General features: G+C 73.5%; 22 protein-coding genes and 1 riboswitch. Of the genes, 7 read left to right on the top strand and 15 right to left on the bottom strand.

Annotated elements, in window-relative coordinates:
• The first annotated feature begins 99 nt into the window (after positions 1-99).
• Positions 100-882 carry an alpha/beta hydrolase gene (locus ACGFMM_RS29805; RefSeq protein ID WP_393649566.1) on the top strand — a complete coding sequence of 261 codons (783 nt, stop codon included), beginning with the start codon at positions 100-102 and terminating at the stop codon, positions 880-882.
• The gene (locus ACGFMM_RS29800; RefSeq protein ID WP_393649565.1) at positions 875-1648 is read left to right on the top strand and encodes a hypothetical protein; all 774 of its coding nucleotides are present in this window, start codon (positions 875-877) and stop codon (positions 1646-1648) included. The genes ACGFMM_RS29805 and ACGFMM_RS29800 overlap by 8 nt, the downstream gene beginning before the upstream one ends.
• A gap of 6 nt (positions 1649-1654) precedes the next feature.
• Here the strand turns inward: ACGFMM_RS29800 and ACGFMM_RS29795 are convergent, their stop codons facing one another.
• From ACGFMM_RS29795 to ACGFMM_RS29770, 6 genes are all read right to left on the bottom strand, one after another.
• A complete protein-coding gene (locus ACGFMM_RS29795; RefSeq protein WP_393649564.1) occupies positions 1655-2407 on the bottom strand; it encodes an endonuclease/exonuclease/phosphatase family protein in 753 nt (250 codons plus the stop codon).
• 87 nt (positions 2408-2494) lie between these two features.
• A complete protein-coding gene (locus ACGFMM_RS29790; protein WP_393649563.1) occupies positions 2495-3436 on the bottom strand; it encodes an ROK family glucokinase in 942 nt (313 codons plus the stop codon).
• 65 nt (positions 3437-3501) lie between these two features.
• Complete coding sequence (locus tag ACGFMM_RS29785) at positions 3502-3963, bottom strand: DUF5304 domain-containing protein (protein ID WP_393649562.1); 462 nt, start codon at positions 3961-3963, stop codon at positions 3502-3504.
• A gap of 74 nt (positions 3964-4037) precedes the next feature.
• On the bottom strand, positions 4038-5207 hold the full coding sequence (locus ACGFMM_RS29780) for an ArsA-related P-loop ATPase (RefSeq protein ID WP_393649561.1): 1170 nt from the start codon (positions 5205-5207) through the stop codon (positions 4038-4040).
• Positions 5208-5395: 188 nt separating this feature from the next.
• Positions 5396-5851, bottom strand: coding sequence for an SRPBCC family protein (locus ACGFMM_RS29775; RefSeq protein WP_393649560.1), 456 nt, complete (start codon positions 5849-5851; stop codon positions 5396-5398).
• 153 nt (positions 5852-6004) lie between these two features.
• Complete coding sequence (locus ACGFMM_RS29770; protein WP_393649559.1) at positions 6005-6772, bottom strand: metallophosphoesterase; 768 nt, start codon at positions 6770-6772, stop codon at positions 6005-6007.
• Positions 6773-7030: 258 nt separating this feature from the next.
• Between ACGFMM_RS29770 and ACGFMM_RS29765 the strand changes: the two genes are divergently transcribed.
• Entirely contained in the window at positions 7031-8827 is a 1797-nt protein-coding gene (locus ACGFMM_RS29765; protein WP_393649558.1) for an AMP-dependent synthetase/ligase, read from the top strand.
• 110 nt (positions 8828-8937) lie between these two features.
• On the opposite strand, the gene ACGFMM_RS29760 is transcribed toward ACGFMM_RS29765, so the two are convergent.
• Positions 8938-10080 carry a glycosyltransferase family 4 protein gene (locus ACGFMM_RS29760; protein ID WP_393649557.1) on the bottom strand — a complete coding sequence of 381 codons (1143 nt, stop codon included), beginning with the start codon at positions 10078-10080 and terminating at the stop codon, positions 8938-8940.
• A 105-nt stretch (positions 10081-10185) separates the two neighbouring features.
• On the opposite strand from ACGFMM_RS29760, the gene ACGFMM_RS29755 reads away from it, so the two are divergent.
• Positions 10186-11463: a glycosyltransferase 87 family protein gene (locus tag ACGFMM_RS29755; protein WP_393649556.1), complete on the top strand. Its 1278-nt coding sequence runs from the start codon at positions 10186-10188 to the stop codon at positions 11461-11463.
• Here ACGFMM_RS29755 and ACGFMM_RS29750 read toward each other — a convergent pair.
• The gene (locus ACGFMM_RS29750; protein WP_393649555.1) at positions 11427-12767 is read right to left on the bottom strand and encodes an MATE family efflux transporter; all 1341 of its coding nucleotides are present in this window, start codon (positions 12765-12767) and stop codon (positions 11427-11429) included. The genes ACGFMM_RS29755 and ACGFMM_RS29750 overlap by 37 nt on opposite strands.
• A gap of 97 nt (positions 12768-12864) precedes the next feature.
• Between ACGFMM_RS29750 and ACGFMM_RS29745 the strand changes: the two genes are divergently transcribed.
• Positions 12865-13389: a PadR family transcriptional regulator gene (locus ACGFMM_RS29745; RefSeq protein WP_393649554.1), complete on the top strand. Its 525-nt coding sequence runs from the start codon at positions 12865-12867 to the stop codon at positions 13387-13389.
• Between the two features lie 4 nt (positions 13390-13393).
• Here ACGFMM_RS29745 and ACGFMM_RS29740 read toward each other — a convergent pair whose 3' ends face one another.
• The 5 genes from ACGFMM_RS29740 to ACGFMM_RS29720 all read right to left on the bottom strand — a co-directional run bounded on the left by ACGFMM_RS29740 (position 13394) and on the right by ACGFMM_RS29720 (position 18751).
• Positions 13394-14629: a hypothetical protein gene (locus ACGFMM_RS29740; RefSeq protein WP_393649553.1), complete on the bottom strand. Its 1236-nt coding sequence runs from the start codon at positions 14627-14629 to the stop codon at positions 13394-13396.
• Between the two features lie 16 nt (positions 14630-14645).
• Entirely contained in the window at positions 14646-15656 is a 1011-nt protein-coding gene (locus ACGFMM_RS29735; RefSeq protein WP_393649552.1) for an NlpC/P60 family protein, read from the bottom strand.
• Between the two features lie 166 nt (positions 15657-15822).
• Positions 15823-16851 (bottom strand): NlpC/P60 family protein, encoded by a 1029-nt coding sequence (locus tag ACGFMM_RS29730; protein WP_393649551.1) that lies wholly within the window; start codon positions 16849-16851, stop codon positions 15823-15825.
• Positions 16852-17110: 259 nt separating this feature from the next.
• Entirely contained in the window at positions 17111-18475 is a 1365-nt protein-coding gene (locus ACGFMM_RS29725; RefSeq protein ID WP_393649550.1) for an NYN domain-containing protein, read from the bottom strand.
• A gap of 33 nt (positions 18476-18508) precedes the next feature.
• Positions 18509-18751, bottom strand: a complete 243-nt coding sequence (locus tag ACGFMM_RS29720; RefSeq protein ID WP_393649549.1) for a hypothetical protein — start codon at positions 18749-18751, stop codon at positions 18509-18511.
• Positions 18752-18928: 177 nt separating this feature from the next.
• Between ACGFMM_RS29720 and ACGFMM_RS29715 the strand changes: the two genes are divergently transcribed.
• Together ACGFMM_RS29715 and ACGFMM_RS29710 are read left to right on the top strand one after the other, a co-directional pair.
• Positions 18929-19651, top strand: a complete 723-nt coding sequence (locus ACGFMM_RS29715) for a rhomboid family intramembrane serine protease (RefSeq protein ID WP_393649548.1) — start codon at positions 18929-18931, stop codon at positions 19649-19651.
• Entirely contained in the window at positions 19648-19929 is a 282-nt protein-coding gene (locus tag ACGFMM_RS29710; protein WP_393649547.1) for an Lrp/AsnC family transcriptional regulator, read from the top strand. The genes ACGFMM_RS29715 and ACGFMM_RS29710 overlap by 4 nt, the downstream gene beginning before the upstream one ends.
• 71 nt (positions 19930-20000) lie before the next feature.
• On the opposite strand, the gene ACGFMM_RS29705 is transcribed toward ACGFMM_RS29710, so the two are convergent.
• Together ACGFMM_RS29705 and trpD are read right to left on the bottom strand one after the other, a co-directional pair.
• Entirely contained in the window at positions 20001-21398 is a 1398-nt protein-coding gene (locus tag ACGFMM_RS29705) for an aminotransferase class V-fold PLP-dependent enzyme (RefSeq protein ID WP_393649546.1), read from the bottom strand.
• Between the two features lie 187 nt (positions 21399-21585).
• A riboswitch (SAM riboswitch) is annotated at positions 21586-21702 on the bottom strand.
• A gap of 77 nt (positions 21703-21779) precedes the next feature.
• Positions 21780-22844 carry an anthranilate phosphoribosyltransferase gene (trpD, locus tag ACGFMM_RS29700; protein ID WP_393649545.1) on the bottom strand — a complete coding sequence of 355 codons (1065 nt, stop codon included), beginning with the start codon at positions 22842-22844 and terminating at the stop codon, positions 21780-21782.
• Between the last annotated feature and the right edge of the window lie 42 nt (positions 22845-22886).

Genomic DNA, 22886 nt, shown 5'->3' with positions numbered 1-22886 from the left:
TGTCGGTCCCGTCGCGTACGGTGAAGACACCGCATCGCACTTCCCGCACTTCCCCCGCACAGCCCCCAGCCCACCAGACCTCATGAACAGGAGACCGACGTGCCGGTCCTTCCTGGAGCCGAGCCGTACCGCCACGAAGGCGGCGAGGTCGGCGTCCTCCTCTGTCACGGTTTCACCGGTTCCCCGCAGTCGCTCCGCCCCTGGGCCGAGTACCTGGCCGAGCGCGGCCTCACGGTGTCGCTGCCGCTGCTGCCCGGCCACGGCACCCGCTGGGAGGACATGGCCGTCACCGGCTGGGAGGACTGGTACGCGGAGGTGGAGCGGGCCCTGGAGGAGCTGCTCGCCCGCTGTACGACGGTCTTCGTCTTCGGTCTCTCCATGGGCGGCGCGCTGACGCTGCGGCTCGCGGCCAGGCACGGCGACCGGATCGCCGGCGTCGTGGTCGTGAACCCGGCGAACAAGGTGCACGGCCTGTCCGCGTACGCGCTGCCGGTCGCCCGGCACCTGGTGCGTACGACGAAGGGGCTGACCAGCGACATCGCCAAGCCGGGCGTCGAGGAGGTCGGCTACGACCGGGTGCCGCTGCACGCGGCGCACTCGGTGCGGAAGTTCTTCCGGCTGGTCGACAAGGAGCTGCCGCAGGTCACGCAGCCGATGGTGCTGCTGCACAGCCCGCAGGACCATGTGGTCCCGCCGGTGGACTCGGCCCGGATCCTCGGCCGGGTCTCCTCCACGGACCTGCGCGAGATCGTGCTGGAACAGAGCTACCACGTGGCGACGTTGGACTACGACGCGGAGCGCATCTTCGAGGAGAGCTGGGCCTTCATCGGCCGGCTCGCTCCGGGCGTCGAGGCGACGAAGGGAATCACGGACGGTGGCTGAGCAGCAGGACGGCGGCGAGCGGGAGCCGCAGCCGATCGACGAGGAGGCCGCGTGGGCGGCGATCGTCGCCGGCTACGGCGAGGAGCCGGCCGACCCGCCGGGCGCGAAGCCGTTCCGCCCGGTGGAGGATCTGGCACTGCCCGCGTACGAGGAACCGGCCGTGGCGGACGCGGACGGTGACGGGTCCGCCGCGGACGGCGCCGCGTCCCGGGACGGGGACGTCGCAGCGTCCGGGGACGGAGACGGCGACGGCGCCGCGTCCGGGGACGGGTCCGCGGACGACGACGGGTCCGGGGACGAGGCGGACGACGAGGACGACGACAGAGGCGACGTCAGGAACGACGACGGGGACGAGGACCGCGAGGCAGCCGGCCCGGCGAAGCCCCCGCTGGGCAGCTCGATCGTGTTCGCCCCCGGGGTGAGCCCCGGCGCGGGCCCGCGCGACTACGCGCTCGCCGACCCGGACGACGAGCCCGAGCCCGCCACGCGGAAGAAGGGCGGGGACGACGACGAGGGCCACTTCGTCCCGCCGGAGCCGCCGCCGCTGCCGGAGGCCGACGCGACGACGAAGTTCGCCTGGCTGGGCGCGATCGGCGGCCCGGTCCTGATGCTGCTCGCGGTGCTCTTCCAGTGGGAGATGACCTGGTGGCTGACCACGGTCTGCGTGGTCGGCTTCCTCGGCGGCTTCGCCACGCTGGTGGCCCGCATGAAGCACGACGACGATGACGACGACCACGACGACCCCGGCCGGGGCGCGGTGGTGTAGCCCGCCTCAGACAGCGGGAACCCTCAGGGCGGCCAGGACCGGAAGATGGTCCGTGGCCGCCCTGAGGTCTTTCTGGGTGACGCCCGGGAGGTCCGTGGGGACGCCACAGCCGAGGACCTCGATGCCGGGGGTGGCGAAGACGGCGTCGATGCGGCGGCGCGGGTCGGTGGGCGTGAAGGTGTGCTCGCCGCCCCAGGGGCGTACCGCCCGGCAATCCTGGAGTTCGGTGGCCAGGCGGCGGAACGAGCGGCCCTCGGGGCGTTCGTTGATGTCGCCGGCGACGATGCCGTGCGGGACTTCCATGGCCTTGAGCCGGTCCAGGAGCAGCCCCGTCTGCTCGTACCGCTCGTCCGCCTGCAGGCTGAGGTGACAGCTGATCAGGCCGAGCCGGGCGCCGCCGATCCGGACGACGGCGGTGGCCAGGCCCCTGCGGTGCAGGCCGGGGGTGCGGGGCAGCAGCACCTCCTCGGTGCGCTCCACGTCGGCCCGCAGCGAGCAGAGCAGCAGCGGCCCGGCGGCGGAGGCGCCGCCGGTGAGCACCAGGAGTTCGCTCTTGGCGGCGAGCCGCGCGGCGTGTTTGCGCCAGCGGTAGAAGAGCGGGGCCTCCTGGACGAAGACGAGGTCCGGCGCGCAGGCGCGGACGACCCGGGCGAGCGCGTCCTCGTCGTCGCGCAGCGAGCGGACGTTGTAGCTCAGGACCCGGACGACGGCCGAACCGTCCGTCTCGGTGCGGGAATCGGGCAGCGCGGTGTTCCCCATGCCCGGCAACATACGTCACCCGCCCGCCGTGCCCCAGAGGGCACGACGGGCGGGTGACGGCGCGTCATTCTCTCCGGCGGCCGGGCGTCAGCCCTGCCGCGCGAGGTCGGCCGCGCCGACGAGACCGGCCTTGTTGCCGAGCTTCGCAGCGAGGACCTGGGCGTGCGGACGCCACTGCGCGCCGATCAGCCAGCGCCGGAAGGACTTCCGGATCGGGTCCAGGACCAGCTCGCCCTCGTCGGAGACGCCGCCGCCGACGATGAACGCGGAGGGGTCGAACAGCGAGGCCAGGTCGGCGAGTCCGGCGCCGGCCCAGCGGGCCAGCTCGCGGAAGGAGTCCACCGCCACCGGGTCGCCCTGCCGGGCCGCCGCGCTGATGTGCTTGCCCTCGATGCCCTCGGGCGTGCCGTCGCCGAGCCCGAGCAGGACCCGCGCCTGCTCCGGCGTGGCGGCGGCGCGCTGCTTCGCGTACCGGACCAGGGCGCGGCCGGAGGCGTACTGCTCCCAGCAGCCCTGGCTGCCGCAGCCGCAGAGCAGGCCGTCGGGGACGACCCGGATGTGGCCGAACTCGGCGGCCACGCCGAAGCGTCCGCGGCGCAGCTTGTTGCCGATGATGATGCCGCCGCCGAGGCCGGTGCCGAGAGTGATGCAGATGACGTCCTCGTGGCCCTGGCCTGCACCGAAGCGGTACTCGCCCCAGGCGGCCGCGTTGGCGTCGTTCTCCACGACGACGGGCAGGCCGATGCGCTGCTCGACCTTGTCCTTGAGCGGCTCGTGCCGCCAGTCGATGTTCGGCGCGAACAGGACGGTGGCGCGCTTGTCGTCCACGTAGCCGGCGGCCCCGATGCCGACGGCCTCGATCTGGTGCCCCTTGCCGGCCTCGGAGACCGCGGCGCAGATCGCGTCGACGATGCCGTCGGGGGTCGGCGGGGTGGGCACCGTGTGGGTGTCGAGAATCGTGCCCTCTTCGTCGACCACACCGGCCGCGATCTTCGTACCGCCGATGTCGACGCCGATGGTGAGTCCCATGTGTCCCTCAGTTTTCGGTCGTGCCCCGCTGAGGCAACCGTACCCGAGGGGACCGGCCGTACCGGTCAGTCCAGGTCGATGCTCTCGCCCGGGCCGGGGCCCTCGTCACGGGGATCGTCTCGGGGGTCGACGCGGGGGTCGCCCTTCTCGGGGCGGCCGGGCTGCTCCCGGGTCCAGCGCTGTTCCTGGCCCTGGACGGCGGAGCGGTAGGCGGCGAGCAGTTCGTTGCCGGCGGCGGCGAGGTGGTCGAAGACCTGCGGGTTGCGCTCGATGACCGGCTCGACGGCGGCCTTCGCCTGGTTGACGAACTGCTGCACGGCGCCCTGGGCGGCCATGCCCGCGAGGGGCGACTTCAGTCCGGAGACCTTGTCGGCGACGGCCTCGAAGAGCTTGCGGAACTCCTCGGCGGCGGAGCCGGGCTCGCCGGAGGACGCCCGGCGGCGGGCCTTCTCGGCCTCCAGGTCCTCGGCGCAGGCCTTGGCCCAGGCGTCCGAGTCGGCGGAAGGACGCTCACCGGCATCGCTCATGACGTACTCCTCGGACGGGCCTCGACGGCGTTCGGCTTTCCACTCTCGACGTTACCCGAACGGGCGCACCGTGTTCACGGGGTCCGCACCGAGGGGACGGAGCCCTTCGGCCACAGGTCGGGGTCGGGGGTGAAGCGGATGCGCAGTTCGCCGTCGACGAGCGCGGCGCCGGAGACGGTGCAGCGGCGCAGGACCGGGGCGAGCGGCAGGACGCGGCGGAACGGGCCGACGCCGAGGAGCAGTTCGTCGCCGCGGCGGACCAGCGCGATGTCCGGCTTGGCCGCGCCGGGGACCGGCAGCCGCCAGGTGAGGACGCCGCCGGGTTCGGCGGGCTCGTCGACGGCGGAGCGGGGCGCGGGGACGAGCCGCGGGTCGGGGGCGGCGGGCTCGTCGTGCAGCCCGAGAGCGGCGAGGTCGCCGGGGCCGCGGGGGTCGCGCCCGAGGTGGGGCAGTGCGTGCACGGAGCCGTACGCGGCGCGGAGCTCGTCCAGGTGTCCGTGCTGGCGCTCGGCCCAGGCGGCGAGCCAGGGGTCGGGGCTCTCGGCGGGCAGGACGCGGTTGGCGACGACCCGTTCGACGCGCAGTCCGTGCAGGGCGAAGCCGAGGCGGGCGGTGCGCAGGGCGTCGGCGGCGGCCGGGCCGGGTTCGGCGACGAGGCGTACGGCGGTGTCGGGGGCGTCGACGACGGCCTGGACGGCGGCGAGCTCGGCCTCCCAGCGGGCGGCGGTCTCGTACAGCCACTGGGCGGGCATCGGGACGCCGGCGAGCTGGGCGAGCATGGGGCGCAGGGCGCGGGCGGCCTGCCGCTCGGGCGGCAGGGCGCGGCGCAGGTAGCGGCGGAGCTGCTCGGGCAGGGCGAGCAGGGCGATCGCCGCGGGCAGCGGCGGCAGGTCGGCGACGACGAGTTCGTGGTCGCCGGCGGCGGCGTCGTGCAGGGCGCGGAGCAGGGCGAACTCGGTGCTGCCGGGGAGTTCGGTCAGCTCGGCGTCCTCGAAGGGGACGGCGCCGAGGAGGTCGAGGGCGGCGGCGGACCGCTTCTGGAGCGCGAGGAACTCGCGGCGGAAGTCGTGGCCGGGGTCGGGGCGCAGGAGGTCGAGCCCCGCCGTCCCCTCGCCGAGGACGGCGTCGGCCTCGGCCGAGACCAGTAGGACCCGGCGTCCGGCGCGTGCCGCGGCGAGCGCGGTGGCGGCCGCGACGGTGGTACGGCCGGCGCCGCCGGGGCCGGTGACAAGGATGATCCGCATGCGGCGACGGTACCGGGGGCCGCCCGCAGGGCGGGCCCAGGGCCTGTCTGACGATTCGCGTCGGATCAGGCCGGGTCGTCAGGTGCGGGCGAGCGTGCGTGCCGGGACGCCCTCGTAGCGGAGCTACTTGGGCGTTTCGGCCGTGCGGCGAGCGTGCGTGCCGGGCGGGCCGGCCCCGACGGGAATCGTCAGACAGGCCCTGGGGCCCCCGACTCGACCCGCTTCTTCAGGCCCGCGAGGGCGCGGTCGATGATGACCTTCTCGGCCTTGCGCTTGATCATGCCGAGCATGGGGATCTTGACGTCCACGGTGAGCTGGTACGTCACCTCGGTGCGGTCGCCGGAGCCCGCGGCGCGCAGCCGGTAGGAGCCGTCGAGGGCGCGCAGCATCTGGGACTTGACCAGCGTCCAGCTGACCTCGTCGTCGCCGGTCCAGGTGTACGCCAGGGTGTGGTCGTCCTTGATCGCGCCCGCGTCGAGCAGCAGCCGGACCTTCTCGGCGCGGCCCGCGGCGTCCTTCTCCAGGACCTCGGCCTCCTTCACCTCGCCGGTCCACTCCGGGTAGCGGGCGAAGTCGGCGATCACGCGCATGACGTCGGCCGGGGCCGCCTCGATGGTGATGCTCGAGCTGGTGTGTTCCGCCATCGCGGGGCTCCTCGAGTGATCGAAGGATGAGGACGAAGGGCAGGCACGCAGGTGCCGACCGAAGGCTATCGCGTGCCTCTTCGTCCCTACTCCACCGCCCACGTTCGTCCCCACTCCACCGCCCACGGCGTCACCGCTCCGGGGCCCGGGCCGTCACCACTCCAGGGCGTACGGCGTCCCGGTCGCGGCGAAGTGCCCCACGTTCACGCATTCCGTCGCGCCGATCCGCATCCGCCGGGCGAGCGGCTGGTGCACGTGGCCGAAGAGTGCGTACTTGGGGCGGGTGCGCCGGATCGCGTCGAGCAGGGCGCGGCTGCCGCGCTCGAAGCGGCGGGCGACGGTGTCGTAGGTGAGGTCCGGGACGTCCGGCGGGATGTGCGAGCAGAGCACGTCGACCTCGCCGAGGGCCTCGACCTTGGCCGCGTACTCCTCGTCGGGGATCTCGTACGGGGTGCGCATCGGGGTGCGCAGTCCGCCGCCGACGAAGCCGAAGACCCGGCCGCCTATCTCCACCCGCTGGCCGTCGAGCACGGTGGTGCCGGGGCCGGCGTACTCGGGCCAGAGGGCCGGGATGTCGACGTTGCCGTAGGTGGCGTACGTCGGGGTGGGGAAGGCGGCGAACAGCTCGGCGTACTGGCGGCGCACAGCGGCCTCGATCGCGGTGTCGCGGTCGACGTCGAGCTCGGCCCAGAGGCGTCGGCCCAGGTCACGGGCCTCGTCGAAGCGCCGCGCGGTGCGCAGCTCCACGATCAGGTCGGCGTTCGCCACGCCGAAGAGATCGGGGAAGATCCCCCGTGAATGGTCGGCGTAGTCGAGGAAGAGGACCAGGTCCCCGAGGCAGACCAGCGCGTCGGCGCCGTCCCCCGCCTTGGCGAGACCGCCGGTGTTGCCGTGTACGTCACTGACCACATGGACTCGCATGGCCCCCACCCTAGGGCGTCGGACCTGCGGTTACTTGGGAGTCTCGAGAGCTGTGGATTACTGTGCGCGAAGCACCGCCACAGGTGTGTGATGCACGGAACATCTGGCCGGGACCCCCTATCGGGAACCATGTACTGATGGGTAACGTCCGGGCAGTCCAGTCGTGCTCTTCCCCCCACGAGAGCACAACCCGGTCGTGGACCGCACCGGTGCATCACACAGAGCCGTGGCGCCGGCGCCCGATGAGGAGCAGCAGTCTTGCGCGAGTTCAGCCTTCCGGCCCTTTACGAGGTCCCCGCGGACGGCAATCTGACCGATCTCATCCGCCGTAACGCCGCACAGCACCCAGACGTCGCCGTGATGGCGCGCAAGGTGGCGGGCGCGTGGACGGACGTCACCGCACGGCAGTTCCTCGCCGAGGTGCGCGGGGTGGCCAAGGGTCTGATCGCGGCCGGCGTGGGCGTGGGCGACCGGGTCGCCCTGCTGTCCCGCACCCGCTACGAGTGGGTGCTCCTGGACTTCGCGATCTGGAGTGCGGGCGCGGTGACCGTGCCGGTGTACGAGACCAGCTCGCCGGAGCAGATCCAGTGGATCCTCGGCGACTCGGGCGCGACGCTGGCTCTGGTGGAGTCGGCGGCGCACCAGGAGTCGGTGGCGTCGGTGCAGGGGAGCCTGCCGGCGCTGAAGGGTGTCCTGCAGATCGAGGGCGACGCGGTCGCGCAGCTGACGGACTCCGGCGCGGAGGTCTCCGACGAGCTTCTGGACGAGCGCATGTCGGCGGCGAACGCCGACGACATCGCGACGATCGTCTACACCTCGGGCACCACGGGCCGGCCGAAGGGCTGTGCGCTGACGCACCGTGCGTTCTTCGCGGAGTGCGGCAACCTGGTCGAGCGGCTGAAGCCGATGTTCCGTACCGGCGACAGCTCGGTGCTGCTGTTCCTGCCGGCCGCTCACGTCTTCGGCCGGATGACGGAGGTGGCGGCGGTGATGGCGCCGATCCGCCTCGGCTGCGTCCCGGACATCAAGAACCTCACCGACGAACTGGCCTCGTTCCGGCCGACGTTGATCCTCGGCGTGCCGCGGGTCTTCGAGAAGGTCTACAACTCGGCGCGGGCGAAGGCCCAGGCCGACGGCAAGGGCAAGATCTTCGACAAGGCCGCGCACACCGCCATCGCGTACAGCCGGGCGCTGGGCACTCCGCAGGGCCCGTCGTTCGGCCTTCGGATGAAGCACAAGGTCTTCGACAAGCTGGTGTTCAGCAAGCTGCGGGCGGTGCTCGGCGGGCGCGGCGAGGCCGCGATCTCCGGCGGCGCCCCGCTGGGCGAGCGCCTCGGCCACTTCTTCCGCGGCATCGGCTTCACGGTCCTTGAGGGCTACGGCCTGACGGAGTCCTGCGCGGCGACGGCGTTCAACCCGTGGGACCGGCAGAAGATCGGCACGGTCGGTCAGCCGCTGCCGGGCTCGGTGGTGCGGATCGCCGACGACGGCGAGGTGCTGCTGCACGGCGAGCACATCTTCAAGGAGTACTGGAACAACCCGGCGGCGACGGCGGAGGCGCTGGCCGACGGCTGGTTCCACACGGGTGACATCGGCACCCTGGACGAGGACGGCTACCTCGCGATCACCGGCCGGAAGAAGGAGATCCTGGTGACGGCGGGCGGCAAGAACGTCGCCCCGGCGGTCATCGAGGACCGGATCCGGGCGCACGCGCTGGTCGCGGAGTGCATGGTGGTCGGCGACGGCCGCCCGTTCGTGGGCGCGCTGGTCACCCTGGACGAGGAGTTCCTCGGCCGCTGGGCGGCGGACCACGGCAAGCCGGCGGGCGCGACGGCGGCGGCGCTGCGGGAGGACCCGGAGCTGCTCGCGGAGATCCAGCGCGCGGTGGACGACGGCAACGCGGCGGTCTCGAAGGCGGAGTCGGTCCGCAAGTTCCGCATCCTGACGACCCAGTTCACGGAGGAGGCGGGCCACATCACCCCGTCCCTGAAGCTGAAGCGCAATGTGGTCGCGAAGGACTTCGCGGACGAGATCGAGGCGATCTACGGCGCGTAGGCGCGAGCGCACGACGACGTGACGATGCCCGTGGCGGCCCTTCCGGGGCGGCCACGGGCATCGGCCGTTTCCCGGGATCTGCGCACCCGGCCCGGGCGCCCCGACCCGGGCTACAGAAGGTCGCGCAGGGACTCCGCGAGGAGGTCCCAGCGCCACTTCTCCTCGACCCAGGCGCGGCCGCGTTCGCCCATGCGCCGTCGCAGGGCGGGGTCCTTGAGGAGGGTGACGATGCGGTCGGCGGAGTCCTCGGGGACGCCGCCCCGGACCACCCAGCCCGTCTCGCCGTCCAGGACCGCGTCGGGCGCGCCGCCGGAGTCGCCGGCGACGACCGGCAGGCCGGTCGCGGAGGCCTCCAGGTAGACGATGCCGAGGCCCTCGACGTCCAGGCCGCCGCGGCGCGTCCGGCAGGGCATCGCGAAGACGTCGCCGGCCCCGTAGTGCGCCGGCAGCTCCTCCCACGGCACCGCGCCGGTGAAACGTACGGAATCGGCCACGCCGGTCTCGAGGGCGAGCCGGTGCAGATCGGCCTCGTACGGGCCGCCGCCGACGATCAGCAGGACCGCCTCCGGCACCTGGGCCAGGATCGCCGGCATCGCCCGGATCAGCGTGTCCTGGCCCTTGCGCGGCACAAGGCGCGAGACGCACACGACGACCGGCCGGTCGGTGAGCCCGAGCCGCTGCCGCACCGCGTCCCCGCCCGAGTCCGGGTGGAAGGTCTTCTCGTCCACGCCGGGCGGCAACTGGACCATCCGGTCCGCCGCGGCCGGGGTCAGCGCCGAGGCGATCCGGGAGCGGGTGTACTCGCCCAGGTACGTGAGCGTGTCCGTGCCCTCGCCGATCCGCCGCAGCAGCTGCCGGGCCGCCGGGAGCTGCGCCCAGCCCGCCTCGTGGCCGTGCGTCGTCGCCACGATCCGCCGTGCTCCGGCCCGGCGCAGCGCCGGGGCCATCAGGCCGAGCGGCGCGGCCGCGCCGAACCACACCGACTCGCAGCCGTGCTCCCGCAGCAGCCCGGCCGCCCGCGCGGTGACCCGGGGTGTGGGCAGCAGCATGGTGGTGCGGTCCCGCACCACCATGAAAGGCTGTTCCGCGTCGAACGCCGCGGTCGCCGCCACGCCCTCGCGGCTGCGCTTCCACGTGGAGGCGTAGACGACGATCCGTTCGGGGTCCAGACGCAGCGCCATGTTGTGGAGGAACGCCTGGATTCCGCCGGGTCGTGGCGGGAAGTCGTTGGTTACGATCAAGGTCTTGTGCATCGTCGCCGACAGTACCGAACGGCCTCGCGCCATGGCTCACGCACAACCCCGCCCTGCATCACAAACCCCGCGACCGCGGACATACACGACAAGGACGAGGCTGGCATGACGGGCGCGACCATGCGATCGACGCTGACCGCACTTCGGGTTCCCCTCGGGGTGTGGGCCCTGACGAGGGTGCTGCTCCTGCTCTGTGTCTTCCGGGTGATCATCGTCCCGGGTCCGGACGTCACCACCGACATCGAGGTGATCTACCAGGGCTGGAGCCAGGTCCTGGAGGCGGGCACGTACCCGCTGGACGACGTGACCTGGCAGTACCCGCCGGGCGCCGCCCTCGCGGTCCTCTCCCCCGGTCTGCTGCCGTTCCTGGACTACTCCTCCGCCTTCTTCCTGCTCGCCTGGGCCGCCGACGCCGTGGTGTTCGGGCTGCTGATGTACGCGGGCCGCCGGCGCGGCCGCTCGCTGCGCGGGGCATGGCTGTGGATCGCGGCGGTGCCGCTGCTCGGCCCCACCGCGTACGCCCGGTACGACCTGATGGTCACCGCGGTCGCCGTGGCCGCGCTGCTGGCGGCGCTGCGCCGGCCGAGCGTGCTGGGCGCGCTGGCGGCGTTCGGCGCGATGCTGAAGGTCTGGCCGGCGCTGGTGCTGGCCGGCACCCCGCGCGGCCGGGCGACGCTGCGCTCCTGGTCGGCGGCGGCGGGCGTGGGCGTGGCGCTGCTGCTGGTGTTCAGCGCGTGGATGCCGGGCGCGTTCGCGTTCCTGACGTTCCAGCGGGACCGGGGCACGGAGGTCGAGTCGCTGGGCTCCCTGGTGTTCCACGTGGCCCGGCACTTCGGCTGGGAGGGCCAGGTGCTGCTGAACTACGGCTCGGTGGAGTTCCTGGGCCCGTGGGTGCCGCAGGTCAGCACGGCGGCGATGGCGCTGACCGCCGCGGCCTTCGGCTGGCTGCTGGTGTGGCGGATCCGGGCCCGCACGTTCTCCTCGTCGACGGTCGCGGACGCGGCGTTCACGGCGGTGCTGCTGTTCACCGTGACGAGCCGGGTGATCAGCCCGCAGTACATGATCTGGCTGGTGGGCCTCGCCGCGGTGTGTCTGGTGTACCGGTCCAGCGCGATGCGCCGGCCCGCGTATCTGGTGCTCGCGGCGACGGCGGTGACGCAGTTCGAGTTCCCGGTGTGGTTCTCGCACGTCGTCGACAGCGACCCGCTGGGCCTGCTGCTCCTGGTGGTCCGCAACGGCCTGCTGGTGTGGGCGTCGGTCGCCGCCTGCCGCGTGCTGTGGCGGCAGACGGTCACCGAGTCGCCCACGGCCGCCGCGGCGACCGTGCCGGCGCCGTCCCGTTCCGGTCAGCCCGCCCGCGACAGGACGCTGCTCGGCTCCTGATCCGCGGCCCGTACCGCGCGGCGGTGCAGGGCGGTCAGTGCGGCGCACTGGCCGCCCATGGCCAGGGCCATGCCGAGGCAGATCCCGGGCAGGCCGAGCCCGGCGGGCCCGGAGAGCACGTACGCGAGCGGCAGCTGCACCAGGACGCCGACCACGGTCACCCGGGCGAGCACGGGAGTGCCGCCGCTGCCCTCGAAGACCCCGGCGAGCCCGATGAACGCGGCCATCAGCACCAGGTACGGCCCGAGGCAGCGCAGGTACAGCGCCCCGGCGGCGGCCACCTCGGGGGCCGCGCCGAAGGCCCGCATCACCGGGTCGGCGACGAGCAGCAGCAGCACGGCGGCGGCCGTGCCGAGCGCCCCACCGAGCAGCAGCGTCTCCCGGCCGACCGCCCGGCGGTGGTCCCGGCCCGCTTCCCCGCCGGCGCCGAGCAGGTGCGCGGTGTGGATCGCCGCGGCCTGGCAGACCGCGTAGAACGCCATGGTGGCGACGTACATCGCCTTCGTCGCGATGCCGTACGCGGCGACCTCGACGACCCCGAGCCGCGCGACGATCACCACCAGGGCGAGCGTTCCGGCCATCCGTACGGCGAAGTCCACCGACATCGGGAATCCGGTGGCCGTGGTCCGCCGCAGCGCGGCGCGCAGGCTCTCGGCGGGCGGCACGGCGAAGGCCGCGCGCACGAGCGCGTTGCGGCGCAGCACGTACAGCCCGACCGCGAGCGCGGCGGTGCGTCCGACGACGGTGGCGACGGCGGCCCCGGCGATGCCGTGCGCGCCGATGAGCAGCGGGTCGAGGACGAGGATCAGTCCGTTGGACAGGAACGCGAGCCGCATCGGCGTCCGGGTGTCCCCGGCGCCCTTGAGAACGCCGTCGACGACGTGCCCGGCGAAGAACACCGCCATCCCGGGCAGGGACACCGCGAAGTACCCGGCGGCGAGCCCCGCCGTCCCGGCGTCACCGAGCAGCAGCGCGGCGAGCGGCTCGCGGAGCAGGTAGCCGCCGACGGCGACCGGCGGGACGAGCAGCGCGCACAGCGCGGCCCCGCCCCGGACGGCGGCCCGTACGGCGGCGGGGTCGCCGGCGCCGCGCGCCCGGGCGACCAGCACGGTGGTCCCGGAGCCGGCCATCAGGACCACGCCGAGCAGCAGGTTCTCGACGTTGGTGGCGACGGCCACCGCGCCCACCGCGGCGGGGCCGAGCCGGGCCACCCAGACCATGTTGATGATCCCGGCGGCGACCGAGGCCAGCAGTTCGAAATAGACCGGGTACGCCAGCGCGACGAGCCGCCCACGGTGTTCCATGATTCCCCCTCCGTTCAAGTCCCTTGAATAGAGGTACCTCGACGAGAGGTATCATGAGCGCCGGGAACACGACAAGGCCGGCCGAGAGGAGAACGGGGTGCTGGAGCTGTCGATCCTGGGCTTCCTGCACGACGGCCCGCTGCACGGCTACGAGCTCAAGGAGCGCATCCACGGGCTGAGCGGCCATCTCCGGCCGGTCAGCGACGGCGCGCTCTACCCGGCGCTCACCCGCCTGGTGAAGGCCGGCCTGCTCGAGAGCCGTACGGAACCGGGCGCGGGCGGGGCCGCACGGCGGACCCTGTCGCTGACGGACGCGGGCCGGGCCGAGCTGCGGTCCCGGCTGAGCGAGCCGAAGGAGGCCGACATCACCGACGGCCAGCGCTTCAACACGGTGCTCGCCTTCCTCGGCCTGCTGGACTCCCCCGCCGCGCAGGCCGCGGTGCTGCGCCGCCGGCTGGACTTCCTCGAGACCCCGGCCAGCTTCTTCTACCGGGACGGCGCCCCGGTCCGCGCCGAGCAGGAGCCGGACCTCTTCCGCGCCGGGATGCTCCGCGTCGCCCGGGCCACCGGCACGGCGGAGAAGGCCTGGCTGAAGGAGACCCTGGCGCTCCTCGAAGCGTGAGGGTTCAGCCCAGGCGCTCGGTCACGTACGCCCGCCAGCGGGCGGTGAACTCCTCCGGCGTGGTGGACAGCACGTCGTGCAGCGCCTTCTCCACCGCCCCCTCGCGGCGCGGATGGGCGGCGACGGCCGCGTAGAAGTCGGCCAGCCGTTCCTCGCCCCAGGCGCCGGCGATCAGCTCGCAGGCCAGCCAGCCCGACTCGTACGCCCGGGCCAGGGCCTCCCCGTCGCCGGAGAAGGCGAAGGCGTCGTCGTCCGGGAGGCCGGGCGGGACCAGGCCCGCCCGGACCGCGCGGCCCAGCTCCGGGGCCGTCTGGGCGGCGGTGCGGCCGCCGCCGCGGTAGGCGGCCCAGTCGGCGAAGCCCTCCGAGAGCCACATCGGCGTCGACGCGGAGGTGTGCGCCCGGGTCGCCACGTGCGTGGTCTCGTGGGTGAGCACGATCTGCCGGCCGTACGCGCCGAGCACTCCGTACGCCTCGGGGTTGACGATCACCCGGTCCGCGGGCGCGTCCGGGCCGCCGCCGCTCTCGCCGGTGGTGACCGCCGCGATCCCCCGGTACCCGGCGGCGGGCGCGCCGAGCAGCCGGCCCATGGCGTCCAGCGAGCCGGGCGCGAGGATCACCACCTTGCCCGCCCAGGGCTTGGGCCAGGCCGCGGAGACGGCGGGCACGGCGCGGTCGGCCTGCGCGGCGAGTTCGCGCAGCCGGGCGTCGCTCTGGCCGACGCCGAGCACCAGGCTCCGCGCGCCGTGCACGACCTCGACGTCGCCCTGCTGCCACAGCTGCTGGGCGGCCCCGGCGGCGTTCCGCTCGGCGGTCAGCCGCCAGCGGCCGTCCCGCTCGGTCAGTTCGAGGACGAGGGAGGTGTTCACCGGGCCGCTGTCGTGGCCGCGTATCCGGTAGTCGAGTTCGGCCTCGGCGACCGCCCGGCCGGCGCCGGTGCGGTCGACGTCCGTCACGCGGTAGGTCCAGGAGGCGAAGGGCACGTCGGCGAGGTTCGCGTACTCGCGGCGCGCGGCCGCGGCGGCCGCCGTGGCGGAGGGGTCGAAGGCGGCGGCGTACGCGGCCGGGTCGTGGGCGAGGACCGCCTGTGCGCGGCGGTCCAGGAGCCGCTGGATCTCGCCCGGCGCGGGGTCCGCCGGGGCGGCGTCGGTCGCGCAGCCGCCGAGCGGTCCTGCGAGGCCGAGGAGGGCGAGCAGGCAGACGGCTGCGCGCCGCGCTCGTCCGCTCCCCTGACCTGCCACCCTTCCGATCGTACGGTCACACCCGGGTGACCGTGACGTGGGACATCATGTTCACCGGGTCGTAGCGGACCCGCGCGCCCGGGTACGGGGCGTGGATCACCTGCCCGTTGCCGGCATAGATGGCCACATGGCTGGCGTCCCCGCGGTACGTGACGAGGTCGCCGGGCCGGGCCTGCGCGAGCGGCACCTGCCGGCCGGCGTACCGCTGCGCCTGCGAGGTGCGCGGCAGGCTCACCCCGGCCTGCCGGTACGACCAGACCATCAGGCCCGAGCAGTCGAAGCCGGACGGCCCGGTGGCGCCCCACACGTACGGCCGGCCCACCGCGCCGCGCGCCGCCATCAGCGCGGCGGCCGCGCGGGAGGAGGACCCGCCCAGGTCCGCGAGCGGCGGGAGTTCGCCCTCCCGGCCGGACCGGGAGGCGCGGTCGAACTCCGCCCGCTCGCCGGCGGGCAGGGCCTCCAGGGCACGCCGCGCCGCGGCCAGCTTCCGCTCGACGGTCCGCTTGTGCCGGGCGACCTGCCGGCGGCTGAGCTCGAGTTCCGCGAGCGCCCGGCCGGTCTCGGCGCGCTCCTGGTTCAAGTGGCGCAGTTCGCGGTGGAGTCGGCTGAGCCCGTCGCTCTGCCGCGCGGTCATCCGGTCGAGCGTGGCGGCCCGGTCGAGATAGGTCTCGGGCCGGGAGGAAAGCAGCAGGTCGAGTACGGGGTCGATGCCGCCGGAGCGGTACTGCGCCCCGGCGAGGGCGCCGAGGGCGCCGCGCATCCGGTTGATCCGCTCCTGGCCGCGGGCCACGCTGTCGCGGGCGCGGGCGACCTGGGCGCGCAGCCGGTCGGTCCGTTCGTCGGCCTTGTTGTAGCTCTCGGTGGCGCGTTCGGCCTCCTCGAAGAGCCGGTCGACGGCGGCCCGGGTGGCCTCGGGGCCGCCGTGCGGGTCGGCGAGGGCGGGTGCGGCGCCGCCGAGGGCCGCTGCGGCCGTGGCCGCGGCGGCGGACAGAACGGTGGCCTTGGAGGGCCGGCGATGGGACGCCACGTACGGCGCTCCTTCCGGGTAGCTGTCGCGACGGCAGACAGTAACCCGTCGACCACGCAACGCCAACGAAGGCGCCGGGCACGCACAGTGACGCCCCGCCGGAGATCACAGGTCACCGGCGGGGCGTGGAGTCAGCGGAGGTCGGGGCGTTTCGCCCGAACGGACGTCAGATGCGGACGCCGAACTGGAAGGTGCCCATGTAGTCCATGGACTCGTAGCGGACGACCGCGCCCGGCTTCGGGGCGTGCAGGATCGTGTTGTTGCCCGCGTACAGGCCCACGTGGGACAGGCTGTTGAAGAAGACCAGGTCGCCCGGCTTGAGCTGGCTGCGGCCGATCTTCACGCCGTCGTTCTGCTGGGTGTAGGTGGTGCGGCTGAGGCCGACGCCGGCCTGCCGGTAGGCCCACTGCGTCAGACCGGAGCAGTCGTACGAGTTGGGGCCCTCGGCGCCGGAGACGTACGGCTTGCCGAGCTGGGTGGCGGCGGCGTTGAGGGCGGCCGCGCCGCGCTGGGAGGCGGGGACCTCGTTGCCGAGGTCGACGCGGTCGCCGGCGGCGCGGCTGGCGCGCTGCTCCTCGGCCTGCATCTTGGCGCGCTCGGCGGCGGTCAGGGTGTTGAGCAGCTTCTGGGCGTCGGCGAGCTTGCCCTGGAAGGTCTTCTTCTTCGCGCCGAGCGTCTTGCGGACGCTCTCCAGGTCGGCCAGCTTCGTGGTGGCCTCGGCGCGCTGCTGGGCGAGGGTGCGCTGCTTCTCCTGGATCGACTGGAGGACCTCGGCCTGCTTGGCCGTCAGCTGGTCGATGGCGGACGCCTTGTCGAGGTAGGTGTCCGGGTCGGAGGAGAGGAAGAGCTGGAGCGAGGGGTCGATGCCGCCCGAGCGGTACTGGGCGCTGGCGACCGAACCGATGCTGTCGCGCAGGGCGTTGAGCTCGCCCTGGCCGCGGGCCACCTTGTCCTGAAGGGCGCTGATCTCCTTCTGCAGCTTGCCGCGGCGCTCCTCGGCGAGGTTGTACTGCTCCGTGGCCTCTTCGGCCTCGTGGTGCAGCTTGTCGACCTTGGACTTGACCTCGTCGACCTTCGGCTTGGGCGCGGCCTGGGCGCCGGCGTTCGCGGAGAGGGCGACGGCCGCTGCGGCGGTCGCGGTGAGCACGGTCACGCGGGTGCGGCTCGGCTGCTTGGGACGACGGTGGGACGCCACGAAGGCGAGCTCCTTCTGCCTCAGGCCGCCTGGCCGCACGGGGAGGCAGGCGGGTCCCTTCACTGCCATCCGGGTTGGATGATCAACCGCGCGAAGGTTCGAGGCCCGACCCTAGTGACCAACTTGTGATCAGTTCAAATCCTCATGCGAAAAATCTCGCCCAGGCGGCACATTATTTACATACAGCACACGGGCAGTGATGAGTACTTGACCCTGAGCGGATCAGAATTCGGGCATTGCGCCCAGGAGTTGCCGACCTTCACGAGAGGCGCGAAAGGCGCTTCAGCAACAAGGCGGACGCGACCGGCCGCGCCCCCGACTTGGCGACGCCGTCCGCGACCTCGCGGTCGGTGGAGACCACCACGACCGGCCGGCCCGGCGGCTCGGCCCGGACCAGCTGCCGGATCAGCTCGTCCGCCGTCACGCCCGGCTTCGAGAACAGCACCCGCACACCGCGCGGCGGCGCGAGCAGCACCGGCGCGGCCAGCTCGGCCCCGTCGAAGACACAGGTGATCTCCGCGCCGGAACGCGCCGCGAGCGCGGACAGCCCGCCGAGCAGCCGCAGCCGCTGCTTCTCCAGCGGCATCGTCGGATAGCCGGTCTTGGTCACGTTGTAGCCGTCCACCACAAGATGCGCCTGGGGCAGCGCCAGCAGCTGGTCGAGCAGCGCGGGATCGGTCTCGGACAGCGCGCGGGCCGCGATGTCCTTCGGCGACATCCGCCCCGGCTCCACCGCGTCCACCAGGTCCGCCGGATGCACCGACACCGGCGGCAGCGCCAGTTCGCGGCGCAGCCCCTGCGCGGCGTCGAGCACGGTGTCGAGCAGCAGCCGCAGCCGCATGTCCTCCACCGAGCGGCCCTCGCGGGCGGCGCGCCGGCTGCCCTCCAGGGCCGCCTCGACCTCCCCGAGACGGGACTTGAGCCGGCGGGTCTCGCTCTCGGCGGCCGACACCTGGGCGGCGGCCTCCGCCCTGATCCCGTCGATCTCGCCGTGGACGCGGCGCAGCGCGGCCTCGCCGCGCTTCACGTCGCTCTGGGCGCTGCGCAGCTTGCGGTGAAGCGATTCCGCTTCCTTCCGGGCCGCCTCCAGGTCGTGGCGCAGCTGCTCGGTCTCGGTGCGGCCGCGCTCCTTGGCGGCGGCCACCTCCTCGCGCAGCCGCTCCAGTTCGCGCCGGCCGGCCTCGTCGGCCCGCTCGGCGTCGGCCCGCTGGACCTCCTCGCCGGCGGCGGCGACCAGCTTCACCCAGCCGGCCGGCCGCAGTACGTACGCGGCCGCGGCCACGTCCACCGGGTCGGCGGCGGCCGGAGGGCTGCCGGACTCGACGGCCGCGGCCAGCTCCGGCTCGGCCTCCTTGAGCCGCTCGCCGATCCGCTGCCGGAACAGCGCGTCGGTCTCCAGGGCGGCGGCCATCGCCGTACCGGCGAACTTGGCGCGGCGACTGGGCGTGAAACGCGCGTACTGCCGCAGGGCGGACGGGAGCTCGGCGACCGTCAGCTCGCCGAAGGCGTCGGCGACCAGCGCGACGACCCTCCGCCGCACGCCCTCCGGCAGCGGTCGGTCGAGCGCCTCGGCGGCGTCGCCCGCCGCACCGGCCGGCTCACCGTCCCGTGCGGGCTGCTCCACGTTCCGTCACCTCATCGTCGTCCGCGCCGTGCCTCAGGAAGCCGTACCCGGCCTGTCCACCAGTTCGATCTGGTCCACCGCGTTGCACCAGCGGCAGCGGACCGACTCGATGGTCTCACTGAGCACCTCGCGCTCCTCCACGGTGGGCTCCCCGGCCAGGTCTAGATGGACGTACTCGACGACCTTCGAGGAGCGGGTCACGTCGAAGCGGGTCAGGTTGCCGCAGAGGGTGCAGCGCCAGCGGGTCTCGGCGGTCGGCTGGGGAACCGTCGTCATCGTGCCGTCCTTCTTCCTGTTCGTGTCGAGGATCCCGCGGTGCGCCGTCGAACTGCGGAAGTACTGCCCGTCACCCTAGTCTCCCCCGGCACCCCCGGAGCGGGTCTCCGGCACGGGTCCGGGGCGACGCGGCGAGGCGCTCTGTCCCGCTCGGTCCGGTTACGCCATGATCTGTGCATGATCGACTGGCGGACGACGGCACGCGGCGCGGTGCACGGACCGGCGATGACGTACGGCCTGATCGCCGCCTGCTGCCTGGTCTTCCTGATCGGCCCGGTCTCCGGGTTCAACCCGGCGTACGGGACCGGCGACCGGTTGCTTGCCGCGCAGAGCGACTGGTTCCGCCGCTGGGGCGTGGTCCCCGCGGAGCTGATGAGCAGCGAGCCGCACACCCTGCTCACCCCGCTGACCGCGCTGTTCGTGCACGGCAGCTGGCTCCACCTGCTGGGCAACATGCTCTTCCTGTCCGTCTTCGGCGCGATGGCGGAGGAGCGGATGGGCCGGCTGGAGTTCCTGCTCTTCTATCTCGGCTGCGGCTATCTCGCGCTGCTGGCCTACGCGGCCGCGCACGCGACCAGCGAGCAGACCCTGGTCGGGGCGTCCGGGGCGATCTCGGCGGTGCTCGGGGCGTTCCTGTTCCTCTTCCCGCGGGCCCGGGTGACCAGCCTGTTCCCCTTCCTGCTGTTCCTGCCGCTGCGCTTCCCGGCCTGGATCGTGCTGGTCTTCTGGTTCGTGCTGCAGTGGCTCGCGGCCCGCGCCGCCGGGCCCGGTCCGGGCGTGGCGTATCTGGCGCACGTGGTGGGCTTCGCACTCGGCTTCCTCTACGCATGGGGCCGCTTCGCCAGGAGAGATAGGGTGAAGCCTCCAGCCGCGGCGACCGAGGGAGAACGCCAGCCATGATCACCGCGATCGTGCTCATCAAGACCAGCGTGGACCGCATCCCCGAGATCGCGGAGTCGATCGCCGCGCTGGACAGCGTCAGCGAGGTCTTCTCGGTCACCGGCACATACGACCTGATCGCCATGGTCAGGGTGGCCCGGCACGACGATCTGGCGGACGTGATCCCCGGCAGCATCAGCAAGATCCCCGGCGTCGAGGCCACGGACACGCACGTCGCGTTCCGCACGTACTCCCAGCACGACCTGGAGGCGGCCTTCGCCATCGGCCTGGAGTCGTAGGACAGGCCGCACAGCCACAAAAGAACGAAGGGGGTCCCCGCAGGGACCCCCTTCACCCGTACGAGTGGCGATCAGCCGCGGTCGGGGACGCAGCGGCCGTCCTCGGTGCGGTACTTCCACCGGGCGCCGTCGCGGACCAGCTCCTTCACCGCGCCGACGAACCGCTCCACGTGCTCGTCCGGCGTCCCGGCCCCGAAGCTCACCCGGATCGCGTTGAGCGACCTCCCCCAGCCTTCGGCCGGGGGGACCCCCACACCCGGCTCGGCCTCCGGCGCGCCGCACTCGCCGACGTCCTGCGGGTCGCTGCCCAGCAGGGTGCGCACGAGCGGATGGGCGCAGAACAGGCCGTCGCGGACGCCGATGCCGTACTCGGCGGAGAGCGCGGCGGCGAAGTGCGAGCTGTTCCAGCCCTCGACGACGAACGAGATCACCCCGACCCGGGGCGCGTCGTCGCCGAACAGGGAGAGCACCTTCACCTCGGGCACCTCGGCGAGGCCGGCGCGGACGGTGTCGATCAGGTGCTGCTCGCGGGCGACGAGGGTGTCGAAGCCGGCCTCGGTGAGCGCCTTGCAGGCGGCGGCGATGGCGTGGACGCCGATGACGTTGGGCGAGCCCGCCTCGTGCCGGGCGGCGGTGGTGTGCCACTCGACGTGCACCCCGCCGTCGGCGCGCCGGGCGACCGTGCGGGACGCGCCGCCGCCGGCGAGGTACGGCTCCGCGGCCTGGAGCCAGTCGGCACGGCCGGCGAGGACGCCGGAGCCGAAGGGCGCGTACAGCTTGTGGCCGGAGAACGCGACCCAGTCCACGTCCAGTTCGCGCACGGACACCTTGTGGTGGGGGGCGAGCTGCGCGGCGTCGAGGACGATCCGGGCGCCGTGCGCATGGGCCGCGGCGGCCAGTTCGCGCACCGGCCACAGCTCGCCGGTGACGTTGGACGCGCCGGTCACGCACACCAGGGCCGGACCGTGGGGGTCCCGGTCGGCGAGGGCGCGCTCCAGGGTGTCGACGGCCTGCTGCGGGGTGCGCGGGGCGTCGAGGTACGTGACGCGCTTGTCGTGCCAGGGCAGCAGGGAGGCGTGGTGCTCGGTCTCGAAGACGAACACCTGGCAGTCTGCGGGCAGTACGGCGGCGAGCAGGTTGAGCGAGTCGGTGGTGGAGCGGGTGAAGACGACCTGGTCGCCGTCCCGGCAGTCGAGGAACTCGGCGACCGTGGCCCGGCTGTTCTCGAACAGGTCGGTGGAGAGTTGCGAGAGGTACCCGGCGCCGCGGTGCACGCTGCCGTAGTACGGGGCGTAGGCGGCGACGTCGTCCCACACCCGCTGCAGGGCCGGGGCGCTGGCGGCGTAGTCGAGCGCGGCGTACGCGACCTCCCCGCCGGTGACGAGCGGAACGGTGACGTCCCGGCCGAGGACGGGCAGCGGCTCGCAGACGACGGTGGCGGTGGCGGTGGCGACGGCGGCAACAGACATGGCGAACTCCCGTACGAGGCAGGCGAACTCGACGCCTCGACGCGGCCGGACGCAGGAATGCGTCACCGCGGAGGCGTGCGAGGGAAAAGCAGAAAAGGGGTGCGGGAAAGGGGCCTGAGGGCCCTATCGCATTCGCTTGCTCACGAGACTGCTCCCTTGAGGACCAGGACCCCAGGGTTCGCGCAGGGGTCCGCGCTTGCCGTGGACCTTGCTGTCCACGGCCTGGTCTTCACCCGGGGCACCCCGCCACGGACGGAGGGTTGCCGGACAGCCAGCCGGGGCTTCGAGGCTGTCACTCATGACCTGTGGCCGAACGTATGCCACCGCTCGCTGTCCGCGCAACCCCGTCCGTCATCCGGACGGGGCCGCGCGGACCGGCGTTCAGGCGTTGCTGGCGGCGATCCAGCGGTCCAGGGCCTGCCGTGCCGCCCCGGAGTCGACGGACTCGGCGGCCTTCGCGACGCCGGCGCGCAGCTGCTCCGCCAGAGTGCCCTCGCCCGGGTGCAGGGCGGTCAGCGCCGCCGCCGCGTTGAGCAGGACGGCGTCGCGTACGGGGCCGGTCTCCCCGGCGAGCAGCCGGCGGGCCACGTCGGCGTTGTACGAGGCGTCCCCGCCGCGCAGCGCGTCCACCGGGACGAGCTCGATGCCCACGTCGCGCGGGTCGAACCGCTCCTCACGGACCGCTCCGTCGCGGACCACCCACACCCGGGAGGTGGCCGTGGTGGTCAGCTCGTCCAGGCCGTCGTCGCCGCGGAACACCAGGGCGGAGTTGCCGCGCTCGGCGAGCACGCCGGCCACGATCGGCGCCATGCGCGGGTCGGCGACGCCCACGGCCTGGGCCTTCACCTGCGCCGGGTTGGTCAGCGGGCCGAGCACATTGAAGGTCGTGCGGATGCCCAGCTGGCCGCGGGCGGCGGCGACGTGCCGCAGCGAGGGGTGGAACTTCACCGCGAAGCAGAGGGTGATGCCGGCCTCTTCGGCGACCTCGGCGACCCGCCGGGGGGTGAGGTTCAGATTGATGCCGAGCTTCTCCAGGACGTCGGAGGAGCCGGAGGCGGAGGAGGCGGCGCGATTGCCGTGCTTGACGACCTTCGCGCCGGCGCCGGCCACCACGATCGCGGCCATGGTGGAGATGTTGACCGTCTTCGCGCCGTCGCCGCCGGTGCCGACGATGTCGACGGCGGGGCCCGGCACCTCGATCACATTGGCGTGCGCGTACATGGTGCGCACCAGGCCGGTGATCTCCTGCACGGTCTCGCCCTTGGCCCGCAGGGCCACCATGAAGCCGGCGATCTGGGCGTCGGTCGCCTCGCCGCGCATGATCAGGTCCATCGCCCAGGCGGTGTCGTCGGCGGAGAGGTCACGGCCGTCGAGCAGACCGTTCAGCAGGACGGGCCAGGAGCGGTCCGCCGTGGTGATGCCTCCAGCGGGGGTCACAGCGCTCATGGTCGCTCCTGGTGTCGTACCGGCCGGTGTACCGGAAAGGTG

The organism is Streptomyces sp. NPDC048604 (assembly GCF_043199435.1).
Taxonomy (GTDB): domain Bacteria; phylum Actinomycetota; class Actinomycetes; order Streptomycetales; family Streptomycetaceae; genus Streptomyces.
Note: the sequence above shows the minus strand (reverse complement) of the source record. Positions and strands in the feature narration are given on the sequence as shown.

Bases quoted from the DNA above. Each gene is read 5' to 3' on its own strand.
- ACGFMM_RS29795 (WP_393649564.1), bottom strand. From the start codon at position 2,407: ATGGGGAACACCGCGCTGCCCGATTCCCGCACCGAGACGGACGGTTCG.
- ACGFMM_RS29770 (WP_393649559.1), bottom strand. From the start codon at position 6,772: ATGCGAGTCCATGTGGTCAGTGACGTACACGGCAACACCGGCGGTCTC.
- ACGFMM_RS29705 (WP_393649546.1), bottom strand. From the start codon at position 21,398: ATGTCTGTTGCCGCCGTCGCCACCGCCACCGCCACCGTCGTCTGCGAG.
- ACGFMM_RS29790 (WP_393649563.1), bottom strand. From the start codon at position 3,436: ATGGGACTCACCATCGGCGTCGACATCGGCGGTACGAAGATCGCGGCC.
- ACGFMM_RS29720 (WP_393649549.1), bottom strand. From the start codon at position 18,751: ATGACGACGGTTCCCCAGCCGACCGCCGAGACCCGCTGGCGCTGCACC.
- ACGFMM_RS29760 (WP_393649557.1), bottom strand. From the start codon at position 10,080: ATGCACAAGACCTTGATCGTAACCAACGACTTCCCGCCACGACCCGGC.
- ACGFMM_RS29715 (WP_393649548.1), top strand. From the start codon at position 18,929: ATGATCGACTGGCGGACGACGGCACGCGGCGCGGTGCACGGACCGGCG.
- ACGFMM_RS29785 (WP_393649562.1), bottom strand. From the start codon at position 3,963: ATGAGCGATGCCGGTGAGCGTCCTTCCGCCGACTCGGACGCCTGGGCC.
- ACGFMM_RS29710 (WP_393649547.1), top strand. From the start codon at position 19,648: ATGATCACCGCGATCGTGCTCATCAAGACCAGCGTGGACCGCATCCCC.
- ACGFMM_RS29755 (WP_393649556.1), top strand. From the start codon at position 10,186: ATGACGGGCGCGACCATGCGATCGACGCTGACCGCACTTCGGGTTCCC.
- trpD (WP_393649545.1), bottom strand. From the start codon at position 22,844: ATGAGCGCTGTGACCCCCGCTGGAGGCATCACCACGGCGGACCGCTCC.
- ACGFMM_RS29775 (WP_393649560.1), bottom strand. From the start codon at position 5,851: ATGGCGGAACACACCAGCTCGAGCATCACCATCGAGGCGGCCCCGGCC.
- ACGFMM_RS29750 (WP_393649555.1), bottom strand. From the start codon at position 12,767: ATGGAACACCGTGGGCGGCTCGTCGCGCTGGCGTACCCGGTCTATTTC.
- ACGFMM_RS29780 (WP_393649561.1), bottom strand. From the start codon at position 5,207: ATGCGGATCATCCTTGTCACCGGCCCCGGCGGCGCCGGCCGTACCACC.